14 protein-coding genes are annotated in these 16403 nt (G+C 72.5%); 9 read left to right on the top strand and 5 right to left on the bottom strand.

Features of this window, described 5'->3' with window-relative positions:
- The first annotated feature begins 18 nt into the window (after positions 1-18).
- Positions 19-315, top strand: a complete 297-nt coding sequence (locus AB0J46_RS19970) for a hypothetical protein (RefSeq protein ID WP_364333688.1) — start codon at positions 19-21, stop codon at positions 313-315.
- A 3-nt stretch (positions 316-318) separates the two neighbouring features.
- On the opposite strand, the gene AB0J46_RS19965 is transcribed toward AB0J46_RS19970, so the two are convergent.
- Positions 319-1479, bottom strand: a complete 1161-nt coding sequence (locus tag AB0J46_RS19965; protein ID WP_364333685.1) for a thiolase family protein — start codon at positions 1477-1479, stop codon at positions 319-321.
- Positions 1480-1549: 70 nt separating this feature from the next.
- A complete protein-coding gene (locus AB0J46_RS19960) occupies positions 1550-2107 on the bottom strand; it encodes a WHG domain-containing protein (protein ID WP_364333682.1) in 558 nt (185 codons plus the stop codon).
- A 54-nt stretch (positions 2108-2161) separates the two neighbouring features.
- Between AB0J46_RS19960 and AB0J46_RS19955 the strand changes: the two genes are divergently transcribed.
- From AB0J46_RS19955 to AB0J46_RS19945, 3 genes are all read left to right on the top strand, one after another.
- The gene (locus AB0J46_RS19955; RefSeq protein WP_364333679.1) at positions 2162-5308 is read left to right on the top strand and encodes a cytochrome P450; all 3147 of its coding nucleotides are present in this window, start codon (positions 2162-2164) and stop codon (positions 5306-5308) included.
- A 256-nt stretch (positions 5309-5564) separates the two neighbouring features.
- The gene (locus AB0J46_RS19950) at positions 5565-6200 is read left to right on the top strand and encodes an amino acid-binding protein (RefSeq protein WP_364333676.1); all 636 of its coding nucleotides are present in this window, start codon (positions 5565-5567) and stop codon (positions 6198-6200) included.
- Between the two features lie 42 nt (positions 6201-6242).
- Positions 6243-7406, top strand: coding sequence for an acyl-CoA dehydrogenase family protein (locus AB0J46_RS19945; protein WP_352351655.1), 1164 nt, complete (start codon positions 6243-6245; stop codon positions 7404-7406).
- On the opposite strand, the gene AB0J46_RS19940 is transcribed toward AB0J46_RS19945, so the two are convergent.
- Entirely contained in the window at positions 7407-7763 is a 357-nt protein-coding gene (locus AB0J46_RS19940) for a metalloregulator ArsR/SmtB family transcription factor (protein ID WP_357969218.1), read from the bottom strand.
- 51 nt (positions 7764-7814) lie between these two features.
- Between AB0J46_RS19940 and AB0J46_RS19935 the strand changes: the two genes are divergently transcribed.
- From AB0J46_RS19935 to AB0J46_RS19925, 3 genes are all read left to right on the top strand, one after another.
- Positions 7815-8885, top strand: a complete 1071-nt coding sequence (locus tag AB0J46_RS19935) for a cation diffusion facilitator family transporter (protein WP_364333672.1) — start codon at positions 7815-7817, stop codon at positions 8883-8885.
- A gap of 24 nt (positions 8886-8909) precedes the next feature.
- Positions 8910-10172, top strand: a complete 1263-nt coding sequence (locus tag AB0J46_RS19930; protein WP_364333669.1) for an acyltransferase — start codon at positions 8910-8912, stop codon at positions 10170-10172.
- A gap of 183 nt (positions 10173-10355) precedes the next feature.
- A complete protein-coding gene (locus AB0J46_RS19925) occupies positions 10356-11537 on the top strand; it encodes a hypothetical protein (protein WP_364333666.1) in 1182 nt (393 codons plus the stop codon).
- Here the strand turns inward: AB0J46_RS19925 and AB0J46_RS19920 are convergent.
- A complete protein-coding gene (locus tag AB0J46_RS19920) occupies positions 11534-12157 on the bottom strand; it encodes an NAD(P)H-dependent oxidoreductase (RefSeq protein WP_364333663.1) in 624 nt (207 codons plus the stop codon). The genes AB0J46_RS19925 and AB0J46_RS19920 overlap by 4 nt on opposite strands.
- 212 nt (positions 12158-12369) lie before the next feature.
- Entirely contained in the window at positions 12370-13653 is a 1284-nt protein-coding gene (locus tag AB0J46_RS19915) for an ATP-binding cassette domain-containing protein (RefSeq protein ID WP_364333660.1), read from the bottom strand.
- A gap of 231 nt (positions 13654-13884) precedes the next feature.
- Here AB0J46_RS19915 and AB0J46_RS19910 point away from each other — a divergent pair, with 231 nt between their 5' ends.
- Positions 13885-15354 (top strand): glycoside hydrolase family 13 protein, encoded by a 1470-nt coding sequence (locus AB0J46_RS19910; protein WP_364333657.1) that lies wholly within the window; start codon positions 13885-13887, stop codon positions 15352-15354.
- A complete protein-coding gene (locus AB0J46_RS19905) occupies positions 15351-16376 on the top strand; it encodes a LacI family DNA-binding transcriptional regulator (RefSeq protein WP_352328468.1) in 1026 nt (341 codons plus the stop codon). The genes AB0J46_RS19910 and AB0J46_RS19905 overlap by 4 nt, the downstream gene beginning before the upstream one ends.
- Positions 16377-16403: the final 27 nt, after the last annotated feature.

The raw sequence follows: 16403 nt of genomic DNA, 5'->3' as shown, positions 1-16403 counted from the left end.
CGGTGTAACCTACGGGGCATGGTCCCGGATCTTCGCCTGCCGCTGGTCAAGCAGCTCGCCGAGGCCGACGTGCCCCACCGCTTCTGGCACACCGCCGGCCCCGGCGGGCGCGTCTGGCTGTTCGAGAGCGTCGAGGGCGACGGCGAACACTGGGCGATCAGGCAGATCGAGGTCGACACCGACCGCGTCGCCCACCGCTACTGGTGGGGCCGGCTCCAGGACGATCACGGCTTCCTCACCGACCAGCCGCTGGAGATCTGGGAGCTGACCGAGATCACCCAGGCGGCGTTCGAGGCCGTCTGGGCCGCCGCCTGAGCCTCAGCCGGCGTTCTCCAGGACGAGCGCGTTGGCCAGGCCGCCCGCCTCGCACATGGTCTGCAGGGCGTAACGGGCGCCGCGCGTGCGCATGGCGTGCACGAGCGTGGTGGTGATGCGGGCGCCGCTGGCGCCGAGCGGATGGCCGAGGGCGATGGCGCCGCCGTTGACGTTGACCTTCGCCGGGTCGGCCCCCGTCTCCTGCAACCAGGCCAGCACGACGCTGGCGAAGGCCTCGTTCACCTCGAACAGGTCGATGTCGGACAGCGCGAGCCCGGCGCGGCGCAGCACCTTCTCCGTGGCCGGGATCACGCCGGTGAGCATGAGCAGCGGGTCGGACCCCGTGACGGCGAAGCTGTGCAGCCGGGCCAGCGGGCGCAGGCCGAGCCGGGCGGCGGTCTCGGAGCTGGTGATCAGGACGGCCGCCGCGCCGTCGTTGATCGGGCTGGCGTTGCCCGCGGTGACCGACCAGGCGATCTGCGGGAAACGCCCGGCGTAGCCGGGGTCGGCGTAGGCGGGCCGCAGCCCGGCCAGGATCTCCGGCGTGGTGGCGGGCCGGATCGACTCGTCGCGGTCCAGGCCGGCGATCGGGGCGAGCTCGGCGCCGAAGTCCGCGGCGGCGGCCTTGGCGTGGGAGGCGGCGGCGAAGACGTCCATCTGCTCGCGGCTCAGCGACCATTTGGCGGCGATCAGCTCGGCGCTGACGCCCTGCGGGACCAGCCCGCCGGGGAAGCGCGCGGCCACCGAGGGCCCGAACGGGTCGGCGCCCGGCGGGACGTTCGACCACATGGGCACCCGGCTCATCGACTCCACGCCGCAGGCCACGACCAGGTCGTACGCGCCGGACATGACGCCCTGCGCGGCGAAGTGCACGGCCTGCTGGGACGAGCCGCACTGCCGGTCGACCGTGACCGCGGGCACCGAGTCGGGGAAGCCGGCGGCCAGCCAGGCGTAGCGGGTGGTGTTCATGGCCTGCTCGCCCACCTGGTCGACGCAGCCGCCGATCACGTCGTCGACCAGCGACGGGTCCACGCCGCTGCGCTCGATCAGGGCGCGCAGGGCGTGGGCGAGCAGGTCGACGGGGTGCGTCCCGTGCAGCCCGCCGCCGGGTTTGCCCTTGCCGATGGGGGTGCGTACGGCTTGCACGATGACGGCGTCGCGCATCGCGGCCTCCTGTCCGTTGGAAATTCCAACTCACTCTAACGCGAGCGGGTTGGACTTTCCAACGCAGGCGTCACCGGGCGGCCAGGCCGTTGATGATCATGTGCAGGGCGACGTCGAAGCTGCGCTCGACCTCCTCGGGCTCGCCGCTCAGGTGCCCCCGCGTCTCGGCGAAGACGAACCCCGAGACGAACGCGTGCAGCACCTCGCTCGTCCGCCGCAGCTCCTCCTCGGGCACCCCGGAGGCGCGCAGGATGCGGTAGAGCGCCTGCCACAGCGGCAGTCGCCGGTCCTCGCTGAACTCGGGGTGGTTGTGCAGGTAGTTCCACATGGCCGGATGTTGCCGGGCGTGCCGGTGGTAGGCCAGGGCCAGGGCGCGGAGCTGGTCCTGCCACGGGGTGCCGTCGTCGGGCGGCAGCGGCAGCCGGACGCTGACCGTCTCGCAGATGCGCGCCAGCAGCGCCTCCTTGCTCGCGACGTGGTGGTAGACCGACATGGGGTTGACGTCGAGCTCGGCGGCCAGTTTCCGCATCGACAACCCCTCGACGCCGGCCTCGTCGATCAGGCGAAGCGCCGTGGAACAGATCTCGTCAAGACTCAGGGGAGCTCCCCTGCGTGCGCTCACTGCCATACAGCGTATGGTAGCGTCTGCCATACGGTGTATGGCTACCCGAAGGGAGCACTCATGAGGCGTATCCCCGCCCCGCAGGGCCTGCCAATCCTGGGCAACACGCTGCAGATCCCGGCCCACTCGCCGGTGGAGCACTTCGTCAAGGTCGCCGAGCGGTACGAGGAGGGCATCTTCCGGCTGGAGGTCGCCGGCCGCACGATCGTGCTGGTCTACGACCCCGACCTGGTCGCGGAGGTGTGCGACGAGAGCAGGTTCGTCAAGCGCATCAAGCCGCCGCTGTCGATCGTGCGCGACTTCGGCGGCGACGGCCTGTTCACCGCCGAGCCGCACGAGCCGGTGTGGGGGCAGGCGCACCGCATCCTGCTGCCCGCCTTCAGCCAGCGCTCGATGAAGGCGTACTACCCGCAGATGCTGGAGGTCGCCGAGCAGCTCGTCGCCTCGTGGGCCGGCCGCCAGGGGCAGGACCTGCCCGTGGCCGACGACATGACCCGGCTCACGCTGGACACGATCTCGCTGACCGGCTTCGGCTTCCGGTTCGACTCCTTCGCCTCTCCCGAGCTGCACCCGTTCCTGAAGGCCATGGGCGGCGCGCTGACCGAGGCCATGCTGCGCAACCAGCAGCTCCCGTTCGTCACCAAGCTGAAGCGCGGCCACGAGGACGCCTACCGCCGCGACATCGAGACCATGCGCGCCCTGGTGGACGACGTGATCAAGCAGCGCCGCGCAGAGCTGCCCGGAGCGGGCGCCGGCGACGCCAAGGACCTGCTCGGCCTCATGCTGGCGGCCGCCGACCCGCAGACCGGCGGCCGCCTGTCCGACGAGAACATCCGCAACCAGGTGCTCACCTTCCTCATCGCCGGGCACGAGACCACCAGTGGCCTGCTCTCCTTCGCCCTGCACAACCTGCTGCGCGACCCGCACACCCTGGCCAGGGCCTACGACGAGGTCGACCGCCTGCTGCCCGGCGACGAGCCGCCCAGCTACGAGACGATCATGAAGCTCGACGTCATCCCCCGGATCCTGGAGGAGACGCTGCGGATCTGGTCGCCGATCCCCGCCTTCACCGTCAGCGCCGTCGAGGCCACCACCATCGGCGGGTACGAGATCGAGGCCGACCAGAGCGTCGCCGTGCTGCTGCCGGCGCTGCACCGCCACCCCAAGGCGTGGGAGCGGCCGGCGGAGTTCGACATCGACCGCTGGCTTCCGGAGCACAAGAAGGCCCACCACCCGGCGGCGTACAAGCCGTTCGGCAACGGCGAGCGGGCCTGCATCGGCCGCCAGTTCGCGCTGACCGAGGCCCGGCTCGCCCTGGCCATGATCCTGCGCCGCTTCGCCGTCTCCGACCCCGACGCCTACCGGATGAAGATCAAGCAGACGCTGACCATCAAGCCCGACGGGTTCACCCTGCGGGTGCGCGAGCGCCGCGCCCACGAGCGCACCGCCCCCGCCGCCGATGTCCAGGCCGCCGGTGAGGGGGAGCGGCACGACCTCGCGGTCACCGGCGTGCCGCTCACCGTCGCCTACGGCTCCAACCTGGGCACCGCCGCCGACATCGCCGAGCGGCTGGCCGAGCGGGCCGGCCGGTCCGGCTTCGCCACCACCCTGACCACCCTGGACGACCTGACGCCGCCGTCGCAGGGCCTGCTCGTCGTGGTCGCCTCCTCCTACAACGGCAAGGCGCCCGACAACGCCCAGCGCTTCGACGCCCTGGAGGAGCTGCCCGACCTGTCGGGCGTGCGCCTGGCGGTGCTCGGCTGCGGCAACTCCCAGTGGCCGACGTACCAGGACTTCCCGCGCCGGGCCGGTGAGAAGCTGACCGCCGCCGGGGCGGTGCCGCTCGTCGAGCGCGGCGAGGCCGACGCCGACGGCGACTTCGACGGCGACGTCTCGGCGTGGACGGCCCGGCTGTGGGCGGCCCTTGCCGACGAGTACAGCGCCCCGGCGGGCGCGGCCGGGCCGCGCTACGAGATGGAGGTGCTCGGCGAGAGCGAGGTCAGGCCGGCCGTCGTGTCCGAGCGGGCCGTGCCGATGACCGTCGTGTCCAACGAGGAGCTGACCGGCGACCCCACCGGGCTGTGGGACTTCTCGGCCGAGGCCCCGAGGCCCGGCGTGCGCTCCATCGTGGCCCGCCTGCCCGAGGGCGTCACCTACACGGCGGGCGACCACGTCGCCGTCTTCGCCAAGAACGACCCCGAGCTGGTCGAGTGGGCCCTGCGCTGCCTGCGGGTGCCGCGCGAGCAGGTGGTGCGGTTGCGCGCCGCCGGCGCCACCCACCTGCCCGTGGACACGCCGGTGACGGCCGGCTTGCTGCTGACCGAGTTCGCCGAGCTGCAGGAGGTGGCCACCAGGGCCGACCTGGAGGCCCTGGCCGCGCACACCGGCTGCCCCTGGACGCGTGGCCAGCTCGCCGAGCTGACCGCGAACTACGCCGACGAGATCCTGGCCAAGCGGGTCTCGCCGCTGGCCCTGCTGGAGCGCTTCCCGGCCGTCGAGCTGCCGCTGCCGGTGTTCCTGGAGATGGCCGGGCCGATCCGGCCGCGCTACTACTCGGTGTCCTCCTCGCCGCTGGCCGGCCCGGGACTGGTGCGGCTCACCGTCGGGCTGGTCGAGGGGCCCGCCTGGTCCGGCAGCGGCACCTACCAGGGCATGTGCTCGGCGTACCTGGCCGGGCTGCGGCCCGGTGAGGTGTTCTACGGGTACGTACGCGTGCCCGCGCCGCCGTTCCGGCTGCCCGCCGATCCGGCCACCCCGGTGATCCTGGTCGGCCCCGGCACGGGGTTCGCGCCGCTGCGCGGCTTCCTGGAGGAGCGGGCGCTGAGCGGGGCGGGCGGCCGGGCCGAGGTGTTCACCGGCTGCCGCCACCCCGACCACGACTGGCTGTACCGGGACGAGGTGACCGCCTGGGCCGCCCGCGCGGAGGTGAACGTGCACACCGCGTTCTCGGCCGTGGCCGGGCATCCGTACCGGTACGTCCAGGACGCCGTGGCCGATCACGCCGAGGAGGTGTGGGAGCTGCTGGAGCAGGGCGCGTACGTGTACGTCTGCGGCGACGGCCTGCGCATGGCCCCGGCGGTGCGCCAGGCGCTGCTGGACGTCCACCGGCGGCACACCGGCGAGGACGGAGAAGGCGGCGAGGACGGCACGGCCTGGCTGGCCGCCCTGGAGGCGGACGGCCGCTACCAGCAGGACGTGTTCGCCTGATCCACCGCCTGATCCACCGCCTGATCCCGGGCCTGATGCCGCGCCTGATCCCCACGCGCGGGGATCGGTCTGCCTGATCCTTGAACGATCCTTGGTCGTTTTTGGGAAAACACCTGCTCAAACCGCCACCCAGGTTCGACAATCCGGACTTAGCGCCGGATCCTGGGATATAAGCGCAGCATGCGCGACATATCCGTGGAACATATGCGAAACCTGTCCACGGCACTGTGAGAGCCTCTGGGAAAGGGGGCGGCCAATGCTGCTGCGACTGAGGGTGTCCCTGCCGGACCGGCCGGGCGGCCTTGGCCAGGTCGCGAAGGCGCTCGGGACGCTCGGCGCCGACATCCTGCAGGTCACCGTGCTGGAACGGGAGACCGGCCGGGCGGTGGACGACTTCATCGTGTCCTGGCCGGGCCCGATCAGCGCGACGGAGGTCTGCGAGCGGCTGTCGGCGACGCCGGGCGTGCGCGTCGAGGGCGTCTGGCCCACCCGCGACGTGCCCGGCTCTGCCCCCGACTACGACCTGCTCATGCACGTGGCGACGGAACCGGCGCGCGGGCTGGCCACGCTGGTGGACGCCCTGCCCGCGCTGTGCGGCGCCGAGTGGTCGGTCGCGGTCGAGGACGGAGCCGTCCGGCACGCCTCGATGGCCGCGCCGGAGGTGCTGAACCTGCCCGACCCGCCGCCGCGCGCGATCACGCTGGACTCGGCGGACCTGCGGCTGATGTTGCTGCCCCTCGTCCCGCAGGGCATGCACGTCGTCGTCGCCCGCGCCGGCGGGCCCGTCTTCCACCGGGCCGAGCTGGAGCGCGCGGTCCGCATCGTGGACGTCGTCGCCAAGCTGGCCGCCCGCGCGCCCGGACGATTGACCAGCCAAACATCAGACGAATAACGTGAGCCTCGACCGTCCCTCCCGCGCAGAGGACCTGAGGCCATGGATTTCGAGCTGACCGACGAGCAGAAGGCCTTCCGCGAGACCCTGCGCGCCTTCGTGGAGAAGGAGATCCTGCCCGTGGCCACCGAGTGGGAGCACTCGGGCCGCTACCCCACCGAGATCGTCGAGAAGATGAAGCAGATGGGGCTGTTCGGGCTGACCGTCCCGGAGGAGTACGGCGGCCTCGGCGCCGACATGGTCTCCTTCGCGCTGGTCTTCGAGGAGATCGCGCGCGGCTGGATGGGCGTGGCCGGCACGATCGGCTCCCACTCGCTGGCCTGCTGGATGATCGCCAGACACGGCACCGACGAGCAGAAACGCCTGCACCTCGCCGACCTGGCCGCGGGCGTCCGGCGTACCGCCATCGCGCTCACCGAGCCCGGCGCCGGCACCGACCTGCAGGGCATCCAGACCCGCGCGGTCCGCGACGGCGACCACTACGTGGTGACCGGCACCAAGACGTGGATCACCAACGCCCGGCACGCCGACCCGCTGCCTGTCCTGGTCAAGACCTCGGTCACCGAGCCCGCCCACAAGGGCATGTCGGTGCTGCTCGTCGATCCGGCCTCGCCCGGCTTCGGCGTCAGCCGCGACCTGCCCAAGCTCGGCTACAAGGGCACCGAGACCTGCGAGGTCGTGCTCGACGAGGTGCGCGTGCCGGTCTCGGCGCTGCTCGGGGGCGTCGAGGGACGCGGCATGCAGCAGGTGCTGGGCGGGCTGGAGATCGGCCGGGTCAACATCGCCGCCCGCGCCGTCGGCGTCGCGCAGGCGGCCTACGACGCCGCCCTGGAGTACGCGCGCGAGCGCACCGCGTTCGGGCAGCCCATCGCCGACTTCCAGGCCGTCCAGCTCAAGCTCGCCGACCTGGCCACCGAGATCCAGGCCGCCCGGCTGCTCACGTACTGGGCCGCCGCCCAGGCCGACGGCGGCAAGCGGGTGGACATGGAGGCGGGCATGGCCAAGTACTTCGCCTCCGAGGTGGCGCTGAAGGCGTCGCTGGAGGCGATGCGCATCCACGGCGGCTACGGCTACTCCCAGGAGTTCGTGGTCGAACGGCTCTACCGGGACGCGCCGCTGATGGCGATCGGCGAGGGCACCAACGACGTGCAGCGGCTGGTGATCGCCCGCGCCCTCGTCTCCGGCAAGGGCCGGGTCGGCTGGTAGCTAGTCGTGCCGGGGCAGCCCCGAGACCTCGTGGTCGGCATGGGACAGCGCCTCGGCGATGAGCGCCCGCACGTGCCCGTCGCGGGCGCGGTAGAGCACCCGGCGGCCGTCCCTGCGGGTGTCCACCAGACCGGCCAGCCGGAGCTTGGCCAGGTGCTGCGACACCGACGGGCGCGCCGCGCCGACCGCCTCGGCCAGGGAGTTCACGTCCAGCTCGCCGGCGGACAGTTCCCACATCAGCCGGAGCCGGGTGGCGTCGCTGAGCATGCGGAAGGCGTCCACGGCGGCGTTGACCTGGGCGGGAGTGGGTTGCTCCTGCGAGTGGTCCGCACCTGAGACGTTGTCGCGTGCGTACATGACTACATATCCTGGTCGGAGCGGACGAGACGCGCAAGCGAAGGGGTGCTCATGTCTGACTCCGATACCCATCCGCACGGGCACGGGCACGGCCATGGGCATGGCCACGGGCACGGGCCGGGGGAGCGGCGCGGCTTCAGGGCGCTGGCCGCCAAGGCCGCGCACGTGTTAACGCCGCACAGCCACGACAGCGCCGCCAGAACCGACAGCGCCCTGGAGTCCAGCAGCCGGGGCATGCGCGTGCTGGCCGTGTCCTTCGCGGTCCTCATGCTCACCGCCGTGGTCCAGGCCGTGATCGTCGTGGCGTCGGGGTCGGTCGCGCTGCTCGGCGACACCCTGCACAACCTGGCCGACGCGCTGACCGCCGTCCCGCTGGCCATCGCGTTCTCGCTCGGCCGCCGGGCCGCCACCCGCCGCTTCACCTACGGCTACGGCAGGGCCGAGGACCTCGCGGGCATCGTCATCGTCGTGCTCATCGCCGCCTCGGCCGCGCTCGCCGGGTACGAGGCCGTCCGGCGGCTCGTCGAGCCCCAGGACGTCCGGGCGCTCGGCTGGGTCGCCGCCGCCGCGCTGGCCGGGTTCGTCGGCAACGAGTGGGTGGCGCGCTACCGCATCACCGTGGGCCGCCAGATCGGCTCGGCCGCGCTCGTGGCCGACGGCCTGCACGCCAGGACCGACGGCTTCACCTCCCTCGCCGTGCTCCTCGGCGCGGGCGGCGCGGCGCTCGGGTTCCCGATCGCCGACCCGGTCGTGGGCCTGCTGATCACGGTCGCCATCTGCTTCGTCCTGCGCGACGCGGCCCGCGAGATCTACCACCGCCTCATGGACGCCGTCGACCCCGCCCTGCTGGACGAGGCAGAACGCATCCTGGCCGGCGTCCCCGGCGTCGAGCGCGTCGGCTCGGTGCGCCTGCGCTGGCTCGGCCACGCCCTGCACGCCGAGGTCGAGATCCTGGTCGACCACGCCATGTCGGTCGTGGACGCCCACGCCGTGGCGGTCGAGGCCGAGCACCGCCTGATCCACGACCTGCCGCGCCTGCGCGCCGCCACCGTCCACACCGACCCCTGCGGCCCCGACGGAGCCGACCACCACGCGTCCCTGGCGACCCACCGCATCACCTAGCCCGCTGCGGGTAAGTTGGGGCGGGTGCCGACCGCCGCGACCCCCCACACGACCACGCCAGGCGCGCCGTCCAGGCTCGCCTGGCTCGACGCCCTGCGCGGCATCGGCGCGCTCGCGGTGGTCGCCGAGCACCTGCTGCCGTGGTTCCTGCCCGCGCTGCGCCCCTACTGGTTCAGCCTCGGCGTCTACGGCATCATGGTGTTCTTCCTGGTCAGCGGGTACATCATCCCGGCCTCGCTGGAACGCCACGGCGACGTGCGGGCTTTCTGGGCCGGCCGCGCCTTCCGCCTCTACCCCCTCTACCTGGCCGTGATCGCGCTGGTGCTGGCCGCGTCCTGGTGGGTGCCGGTGCGCGAGGGCGTGCCGCGCGACGGGAGCGCGGTGGCGGCCCACGCGACCATGCTGCTCGACGTCGTGAGCGTGGGCGGCGTGGCCGACACGATGTGGACGCTGTCGTACGAGATGGTGTTCTACCTGCTGGTCACGGCGCTGTTCCTGATCGGGGCGCACGAGCGCAGCGGGCTGGTGTCCGTCCTGTTCGCCGGGGCGTCCGTGGCGGTGGGACTGGTGGTGTCGGGGGCGGTGCTGCGGGGCGGATGGCCGGCGTACGTGTCGTGCGCGGTGTTCGCCGCCGGGCTCGCCTGCGTGGTCGGCGGCTGGTTCCGCCGGACCGCGGCGTGCCTGCTCGGGCTGATGGCGCTGGCGTTGCTGCTGCTGAGCAGCCGGGTGCCGTGGCTGGGCGCGGCCGTGGTCGCGGTCATGTTCGCCGGCACGGCGATCCACCGCTGGGAGCGCGGGCGCGGCGGCCTCTGGCCGGTCGCGGTGACGGCGGCCTTGGTCGTCGTGGCTCCGGTGTGGGCGATCGAGAGCGGCTGGTGGTGGGTCGAGGCCGACGTGTGGCTGACCACGATCGCGCTGGCGGCGGCCACCTTCGCGGGCGCGATGGCGCTGCGCGGGCGGCGGCTGCCCGCCGTGCTCACCTGGCTCGGGCTGATCAGCTACTCGCTCTACCTGGTGCATCATCCGCTGCTGAAGTACTTCGTGGAGGTCACCGGCGACCTGCGGCGGGCGCCGCTGCCGTACCAGCTCGCGATGGCCGGGCTGGCCCTGGCGCTGATCCTGGCCGTCAGCGCGCTCTCCTACCGTTACGTCGAACGCCCCATGCAGGCGCTGGGCCGGCGGGTCTCCCGGCGGTCCGCCGCCGCGGGCACCGCGCCGCGCGCGGTCCCCGTCACGGGCGCCTCGGCCGCGGGCGGCCAGGGCGACGGCTCGGGGCACACCGCGTAGGCCGCACGATCCGGTCGCCGGGCTCGTGCCGCCGGCTCGTGGAGTGCAAGATGGGGGCGGGTCATCGGCGCGGACCCCGCCGGGCCGTCACGCGGCCTCCTCGGGGCTCCCGCCGGGCTTGGGCTGGTCAGGGCGCGTGCCGGGGCCCCGCGGTCGCCGGCGGGTGGGGAAGGGGCCGAGGTCATGCCGGGTTCGCTGGTGCTCATGGGGTCGGGGGAGACGAGCCCGACCATGGTCGAGGTCCACCGGGCGGTGGCCCGCGGGCTGCGCGCTGGGGCCCGTGCTGTGCTGCTCGACACGCCCTACGCCTTCCAGGAGAACGCCGCCGACATCTCCGCCCGCGCCCGCCGCTACTTCGCCCGCAGCGTCGGGCTGGACGTCGAGCCGGCCACCGGGGTCACGGGCGCTGACTGGGTGTTCTCCGGGCCGGGCAGCCCCACGTACGCGCTCGACCGGTGGGCCGCCTCCGGCGTGGCCGGCGACCTGCGTGCCCGGGTGCGCTCCCGGCAGGGGGTGACCGTGCTCGCCTCGGCCGCCGCCTGCACCGCGGGCCTGGCCACCGTGCCCGTCTACGAGATCTACAAGGTGGGCGCCGAGCCTCACTGGCGCGAGGGAATCGGCCTGCTGGAGCCGCTGGGCCTGCGGGCCGTGCTGATCCCGCACTTCGACAACGCCGAGGGCGGCACCCACGACACCCGCTACTGCTACCTGGGCGAGCGGCGGCTGTCGCGGATGGAGCGGGAGCTGCCGCCGGAGACCGCCGTCCTGGGGCTCGACGAGCACACGGCGCTGATCATCGACCTGGAGTCGGAGGCGGTGGAGGTTGCGGGGCGCGGCGGCCTGACCGTACGGCGTCCGGGGGCGGTGAGCGTCCTGCCGGCCGGGACGCGGACGAGCCTGGCCGCCGTCCGTGACCTGGCGGCTGGTGCCACGTCCGGGGTGGTCCCGCCGTTACCGCCCGCCGCCCGCGCCGCCGCGGAGCCCGCCGTCACGCTGGAGGAGACGATCCGCTCCTGCGAGCAGTCGTTCGAGGACGCGGTCGGCAAGCCGGACCTGGCGGCGGCGGCGCGGCTGGTGCTCGACCTGGAGGCGGAGATCGTCACGTGGGCGGCCGACACCGAGGAGGACGCCGGCGGCGTCGACCAGGCCCGGGAACTGATGCGGCTGCTGATCGCCCGGCTGGGCGAGGCCGCGCCGGCCGCCGGCCTGCGCCCCCTGGTCGAACCATTGCTCGACCTGCGCGCGCGGCTGCGGGGGGAGGGGCGGTACGAGATCGCGGACGCGCTGCGCGCGGCGATGGCGCGCGGCGGCGTGACCGTGGAGGACACCCCGGCCGGTCCGCGCTGGAGCCCGGCGACGGTCTAGAAGGTTCTGGCGACGCGGCGGGCGTGCTCGTCGGCCTGCTTGCGCTCGGCGTCGTAGGAGCCGGTGAGCGTGGGGTGGTGGCGGATCTCCTGCACGTCGGCGATGCCCGTCCAGCGCAGCCAGTCGCCGAAGAACGTGGACTGGAAGTCGGCGCCGAACTCCGGGCCGAGCCGCGGCCCCCACACCGCGCTGGTGTAGACGACGGCCGCCCGCTTGCCGGTCAGCAGCGCGCGGTACCCCGTCTCCGGATGCACGTCGAAGATCTTCGCGGGCTGGCTGACCACGTCGATGAACTGCTTGAGCTTGTACGGCACGCCCGCGTTCCACATCGGCACGCTGACCAGGTAGCGGTCGTAGGCGTCGAAGCGCTCGAACGTCCTGACCGCCGCGGCCCAGGCCTCGGCCTCCTCGCCCGCGGGCGTGCCGCCGCCGAACACCGTCATCTTGGCGCGGGCGGCGGCGGGGCCGAACTCGGGCAGGGTGCCGTCCCAGAGGTCGAAGCGGTCCACGGTGTGGGCGGGGTGGGTGGCGAGGTACTCCTGGACGAACGTCTCGGCGATGGCGGCGGAGATCGACTCCGTGCCGCGGGGTGAGGCGGAGATGTGCAGCAACCTGGACATGGCGGACACCTTTCTGGACTGTGGTCCGTTTAGTGTCGCCAACGATACGGACCGAGGTCCGCTTGGGTCAAGGGTGCGGTTGTGCCGGGGCATGGCGAAGGCCGGGCCCGCGCGGCACGCTGGGTGCGGGGCGAGTCCGGCGGGGCGTCAGGTCGGATGTTCGACGCTGGTGGCGGCGTCGATCTCACTGTGCTTTCGAGGCGCGCCAGGGGTCAGCGGCGCGGCGGGTCGATGCGGGCGCCGTCCAGGGTGAAGATCATGAGACGGGACAGGTCCACCGCGACCTTCGCCGCGTCCCCCGCCCGCCACATCGGCCGGTTGCCCAGCCGGACGATCAGGTCGGAGCGGCGGTGGAAGCCGCTGCCCACGTTCTGGCCGACCTGCTCCTGCTCCTCGTGCTCCGGCGCGCGCTGCGAGAACAGCCGCCGCACCATCCCGGTCAGCCCGCCCGCGCCGTTGCGCTCGCCGTTGAGGCGGGCGCGCGGGTCCGGCGGCTCGGGCACCGGCATCGCCGGCATGCCGCACTCCAGGTACGCCAGCCACTCGTGCCCGTGGTACTCCAGCGCCCGCACCCGCCCGTAGAAGGACGGCCCGTCATAGGACTCCGGCACCGGCGCCAGCCCGTCGGGACGCATGCCGACCAGCACCTGCCCGCCCGTGTGCTGAGAGATCGCGTACGCCCTGGGATCGCTCCAGGGCATCGTGAGCCGGTGCGGGCCGAAGTCGAGCATGACGTACTGGTTCTGCGGCGTTCTGACGCCGGCCGACAGCAGGTTCAACTGCTGGGAGTTGAGGAAGGCCGCCACGAACGCCGTCGCTGGATCGTTGTAAATCTGGGCCGGAGTGCCGACGTCCTGCAGGACGCCGCGATTCAGGATCGCGATCCGGTCGGCCAGGGTGAGCGCCTCGACCTGGTCGTGCGTGACGTAGATCGTGGTGACGCCGAGCGACCTGACCAGTGCGGAGATCTCCATCCGCAGTTCGGTGCGCATGCCGGCGTCGAGGTTGGACAGCGGCTCGTCCATGAGGAACAACTTCGGCTGCCGGACGATCGCCCGGCCCATCGCCACGCGCTGCCGCTGGCCGCCCGACAGGGTGCCGGGGCGGCGGTCGAGCGTCTCGTCGATGTGCAGCGCCTTCGACAGCTCGGTGACGCGGTCGCGCACCATCGCCGGGTCCGACTTGGCGATCTCCAGGGGGAAGGCGATGTTCCCGCGCACGGTCCGGTGCGGGTAGAGGGCGCCGTTCTGGAACACCATGGCCACGTCGCGGTCGCGCGGCGGCAGGTGGTTGGCCAGCTGGCCGTCCAGCCAGAGATCGCCTTCCGTGATCTCCTCCAGGCCGGCGATCATCCGCAACAGCGTGGACTTGCCGCAACCGGAAGGACCGAGGAGGACGAGGAACTCGCCATCCTCGGCCTGCAGGCTCAGCCGGTCGACTGCCAGGTAGTCGCCCGGATACACCTTGGTCACTTTGTCGAGAACGACCGAGCTCATGGGCTCACACCTTGCGCGCGTGTCACCTGTGACGAGGCTGATTGAAGAGGTAGTACATCGCGCCTTAACGCTGGATGTCCACCCTTGACATAAAGAATCTCATCCGCAGGGGTTTCGGCCAGGGGTTTTAGGCGGCCGTATACCCATAAATCCGGATACGAGGTGCATGGAAGGGCTTGCGTAAACTTGCGGCAAGGGCTTTCATGGTGCGGGCAACCCGGGGGGAGATCCATGAACATGTGGTGGCGTGACGCCGTGATCTACCAGGTCTACGTGCGCAGTTTCGCCGACGGCAACGGCGACGGCGTCGGCGACCTGATCGGCGTGCGCGATCGCCTGCCGTACCTGGTCGAGCTGGGGGTGGACGCCGTCTGGCTGACGCCCTTCTACACCTCGCCGATGGCCGACTTCGGCTACGACGTGGCCGACTACCGGGACGTCGACCCGCTGTTCGGCTCCCTGGCCGACGCCAAGGCGCTCATCGACGAGGCCCACGGCCACGGCCTGCGCGTCATCGTGGACGTCGTGCCGAACCACACCTCGTCGGCGCACGCCTGGTTCCAGGCCGCGCTGCGCGGCGAGCGACGCGATCGGTACATCTTCCGCGACCGGCCCAACGACTGGGAGTCGATCTTCGGCGGCCCGGCCTGGACGCAGGTCGAGGACGGCCAGTGGTACCTGCACCTGTTCGACCCCGCCCAGCCCGACCTCAACTGGGACGACGACGAGGTGCGCGGCGAGTTCGAGTCGATCCTGCGCTTCTGGCTCGACCTGGGCGTGGACGGCTTCCGCGTGGACGTGGCGCACGGCATGGTCAAACCGGCCGGCCTGCCAGACATCGGCCACCCGAACCAGACCAGGATGATCGGCCGCGAGCCGGTGCCGTACTTCGACAACGACGGCGTGCACGAGATCCACCGGGCCTGGCGGCGGGTGCTCGACTCCTACCCCGGCGAGCGCATCGGCGTCGCCGAGGCGTGGGCGCCCACCGCCGAACGCCTGGCCATGTACGTCCGGCCCGACGAGCTCCACCAGGCCTTCAACTTCCACTACCTGTTCACCCCGTGGGACGCCGCCGAGCTGCGCGCGGTGATCGACTCCTCGCTCGCCACGGCCGGCTCCGTGGGCGCGCCGACCACCTGGGTGTTGTCGAACCACGACGTCAAGCGGCACGTCACCCGCTACGGCAGCCTGGCCAGAGCCCGCGCCGCCGCGCTGCTCACCCTCGCGCTGCCCGGCTCGGCCTACGTCTACCAGGGCGAGGAGCTGGGCCTTCCCGAGGTGCTCGACCTGCCGGACGAGGTGTGCCAGGACCCGCAGCGGCTGCGCGACCCCGACAGCGGGCGGGACGGCTGCCGCGTACCGCTGCCGTGGACCCGCGAGCTCGGCTGGCGCGATCCGTGGCTGCCGATCCCGGCCGACTGGGCGGACCTCAGCGTCCAGGCCCAGGACGGCGTCACGGGCTCCACCCTGGAGCTCTACCGCGCCGCGCTGCGCCTGCGCCGCACCCTGGACGGCGACCTGACCTGGCACGACTCGCCCGAGGGCACACTGGTCTTCTCCCGCGGCGACGTGCTGTGCACCGTCAACCTGACCGGCGCGCCCGTCGACTTCGGCGTCGAGGGAGAGCTGCTGCTCGCCTCCGATGTCCCCGGAGCAGCCGATTCGGCCGCCTGGTGGAAAGTAAAGTGTGTTCCATGAACGGTCACGCTCGCCTAGCCGACATCGCCGCCCAGGCCGGGGTGAGTGAGGCCACGGTCAGCCGGGTGCTCAACGGCAAGCCCGGCGTCTCGGCAGGCACCCGGCAGGCGGTGATGACGGCCCTCGACCTCATGGGTTACGAGCGGCCGCCCCGGCTCAGGCAGCGCAGCAACGGGCTCATCGGGCTCGTCACGCCCGAGCTGGACAACCCGATCTTCCCGGCGTTCGCGCAGGCCATCGAGAAGGCGCTGACCCAGCACGGCTACACGCCCGTCCTGTGCACCCAGCTGCCCGGCGGCGCCCCCGAGGACGAGTTCACCGAGCTGCTGGTCGACCGCGGTGTCAGCGGCATCGTCTTCGTCTCCGGCCTGCACGCCGACACCACCGCCCGGATGGACCGCTACACCCGCCTGATCGACCGCGGCCTGCCGATCGTGCTGGTCGACGGCTACAGCGAGCACATCGACGCGCCCTTCATCTCGCCCGACGACCGCCTCGCGGCGCGGCTGGCCGTCCAGCACCTGGTCGACCTCGGCCACGAACGCGTCGGGCTCGCGCTCGGGCCGCGCCGGTTCGTGCCGGTGATCAGGAAGATCGAGGGCTACAAGCAGGCGATGGCCCACCTGCTCGGCGCCACCGACGTCGACGACCTGATCTCCCACTCGCTGTTCTCGGTCGAGGGCGGGCAGGCCGCCGCCGCGCAGCTGCTGGCCCGCGGCTGCACCGGGATCGTGTGCGCGAGCGACCTGATGGCGCTCGGGGCGATCCGCGCCTGCCGGCAGAAGGGGCTGGCGGTGCCGGGCGACGTGTCGGTGGTCGGGTTCGACGACTCGCCGCTGATCGCGTTCACCGACCCGCCGCTCACCACCGTGCGCAAGCCGATCGGGGCGATGGCCTCGGCCGCCGTGCAGACGCTGCTGGAGGAGGTCAGCGGCGCGCCGGCCAAGCACGTCGAGCTGATCTTCCAGCCGGAGCTGGTCGTGCGCGGCTCCACCGGTTCCGGTCCGCTGGTCAACCGCTGATCCCGGACGCTCTCTGTGAAAGGCCGA

Source organism: Nonomuraea sp. NPDC049758 (assembly GCF_040674635.1).
Classification (GTDB): domain Bacteria; phylum Actinomycetota; class Actinomycetes; order Streptosporangiales; family Streptosporangiaceae; genus Nonomuraea.
The sequence above is the reverse complement of the archived record's forward strand: the minus strand, read 5'-3'. Positions and strand labels throughout refer to the sequence as shown.

Coding starts and splice junctions, on each gene's coding strand:
- AB0J46_RS19970 (WP_364333688.1), top strand. CDS start 19: ATGGTCCCGGATCTTCGCCTGCCGCTGGTCAAGCAGCTCGCCGAGGCC.
- AB0J46_RS19965 (WP_364333685.1), bottom strand. CDS start 1,479: ATGCGCGACGCCGTCATCGTGCAAGCCGTACGCACCCCCATCGGCAAG.
- AB0J46_RS19960 (WP_364333682.1), bottom strand. CDS start 2,107: ATGGCAGTGAGCGCACGCAGGGGAGCTCCCCTGAGTCTTGACGAGATC.
- AB0J46_RS19955 (WP_364333679.1), top strand. CDS start 2,162: ATGAGGCGTATCCCCGCCCCGCAGGGCCTGCCAATCCTGGGCAACACG.
- AB0J46_RS19950 (WP_364333676.1), top strand. CDS start 5,565: ATGCTGCTGCGACTGAGGGTGTCCCTGCCGGACCGGCCGGGCGGCCTT.
- AB0J46_RS19945 (WP_352351655.1), top strand. CDS start 6,243: ATGGATTTCGAGCTGACCGACGAGCAGAAGGCCTTCCGCGAGACCCTG.
- AB0J46_RS19940 (WP_357969218.1), bottom strand. CDS start 7,763: ATGTACGCACGCGACAACGTCTCAGGTGCGGACCACTCGCAGGAGCAA.
- AB0J46_RS19935 (WP_364333672.1), top strand. CDS start 7,815: ATGTCTGACTCCGATACCCATCCGCACGGGCACGGGCACGGCCATGGG.
- AB0J46_RS19925 (WP_364333666.1), top strand. CDS start 10,356: ATGCCGGGTTCGCTGGTGCTCATGGGGTCGGGGGAGACGAGCCCGACC.
- AB0J46_RS19920 (WP_364333663.1), bottom strand. CDS start 12,157: ATGTCCAGGTTGCTGCACATCTCCGCCTCACCCCGCGGCACGGAGTCG.
- AB0J46_RS19915 (WP_364333660.1), bottom strand. CDS start 13,653: ATGAGCTCGGTCGTTCTCGACAAAGTGACCAAGGTGTATCCGGGCGAC.
- AB0J46_RS19910 (WP_364333657.1), top strand. CDS start 13,885: ATGAACATGTGGTGGCGTGACGCCGTGATCTACCAGGTCTACGTGCGC.
- AB0J46_RS19905 (WP_352328468.1), top strand. CDS start 15,351: ATGAACGGTCACGCTCGCCTAGCCGACATCGCCGCCCAGGCCGGGGTG.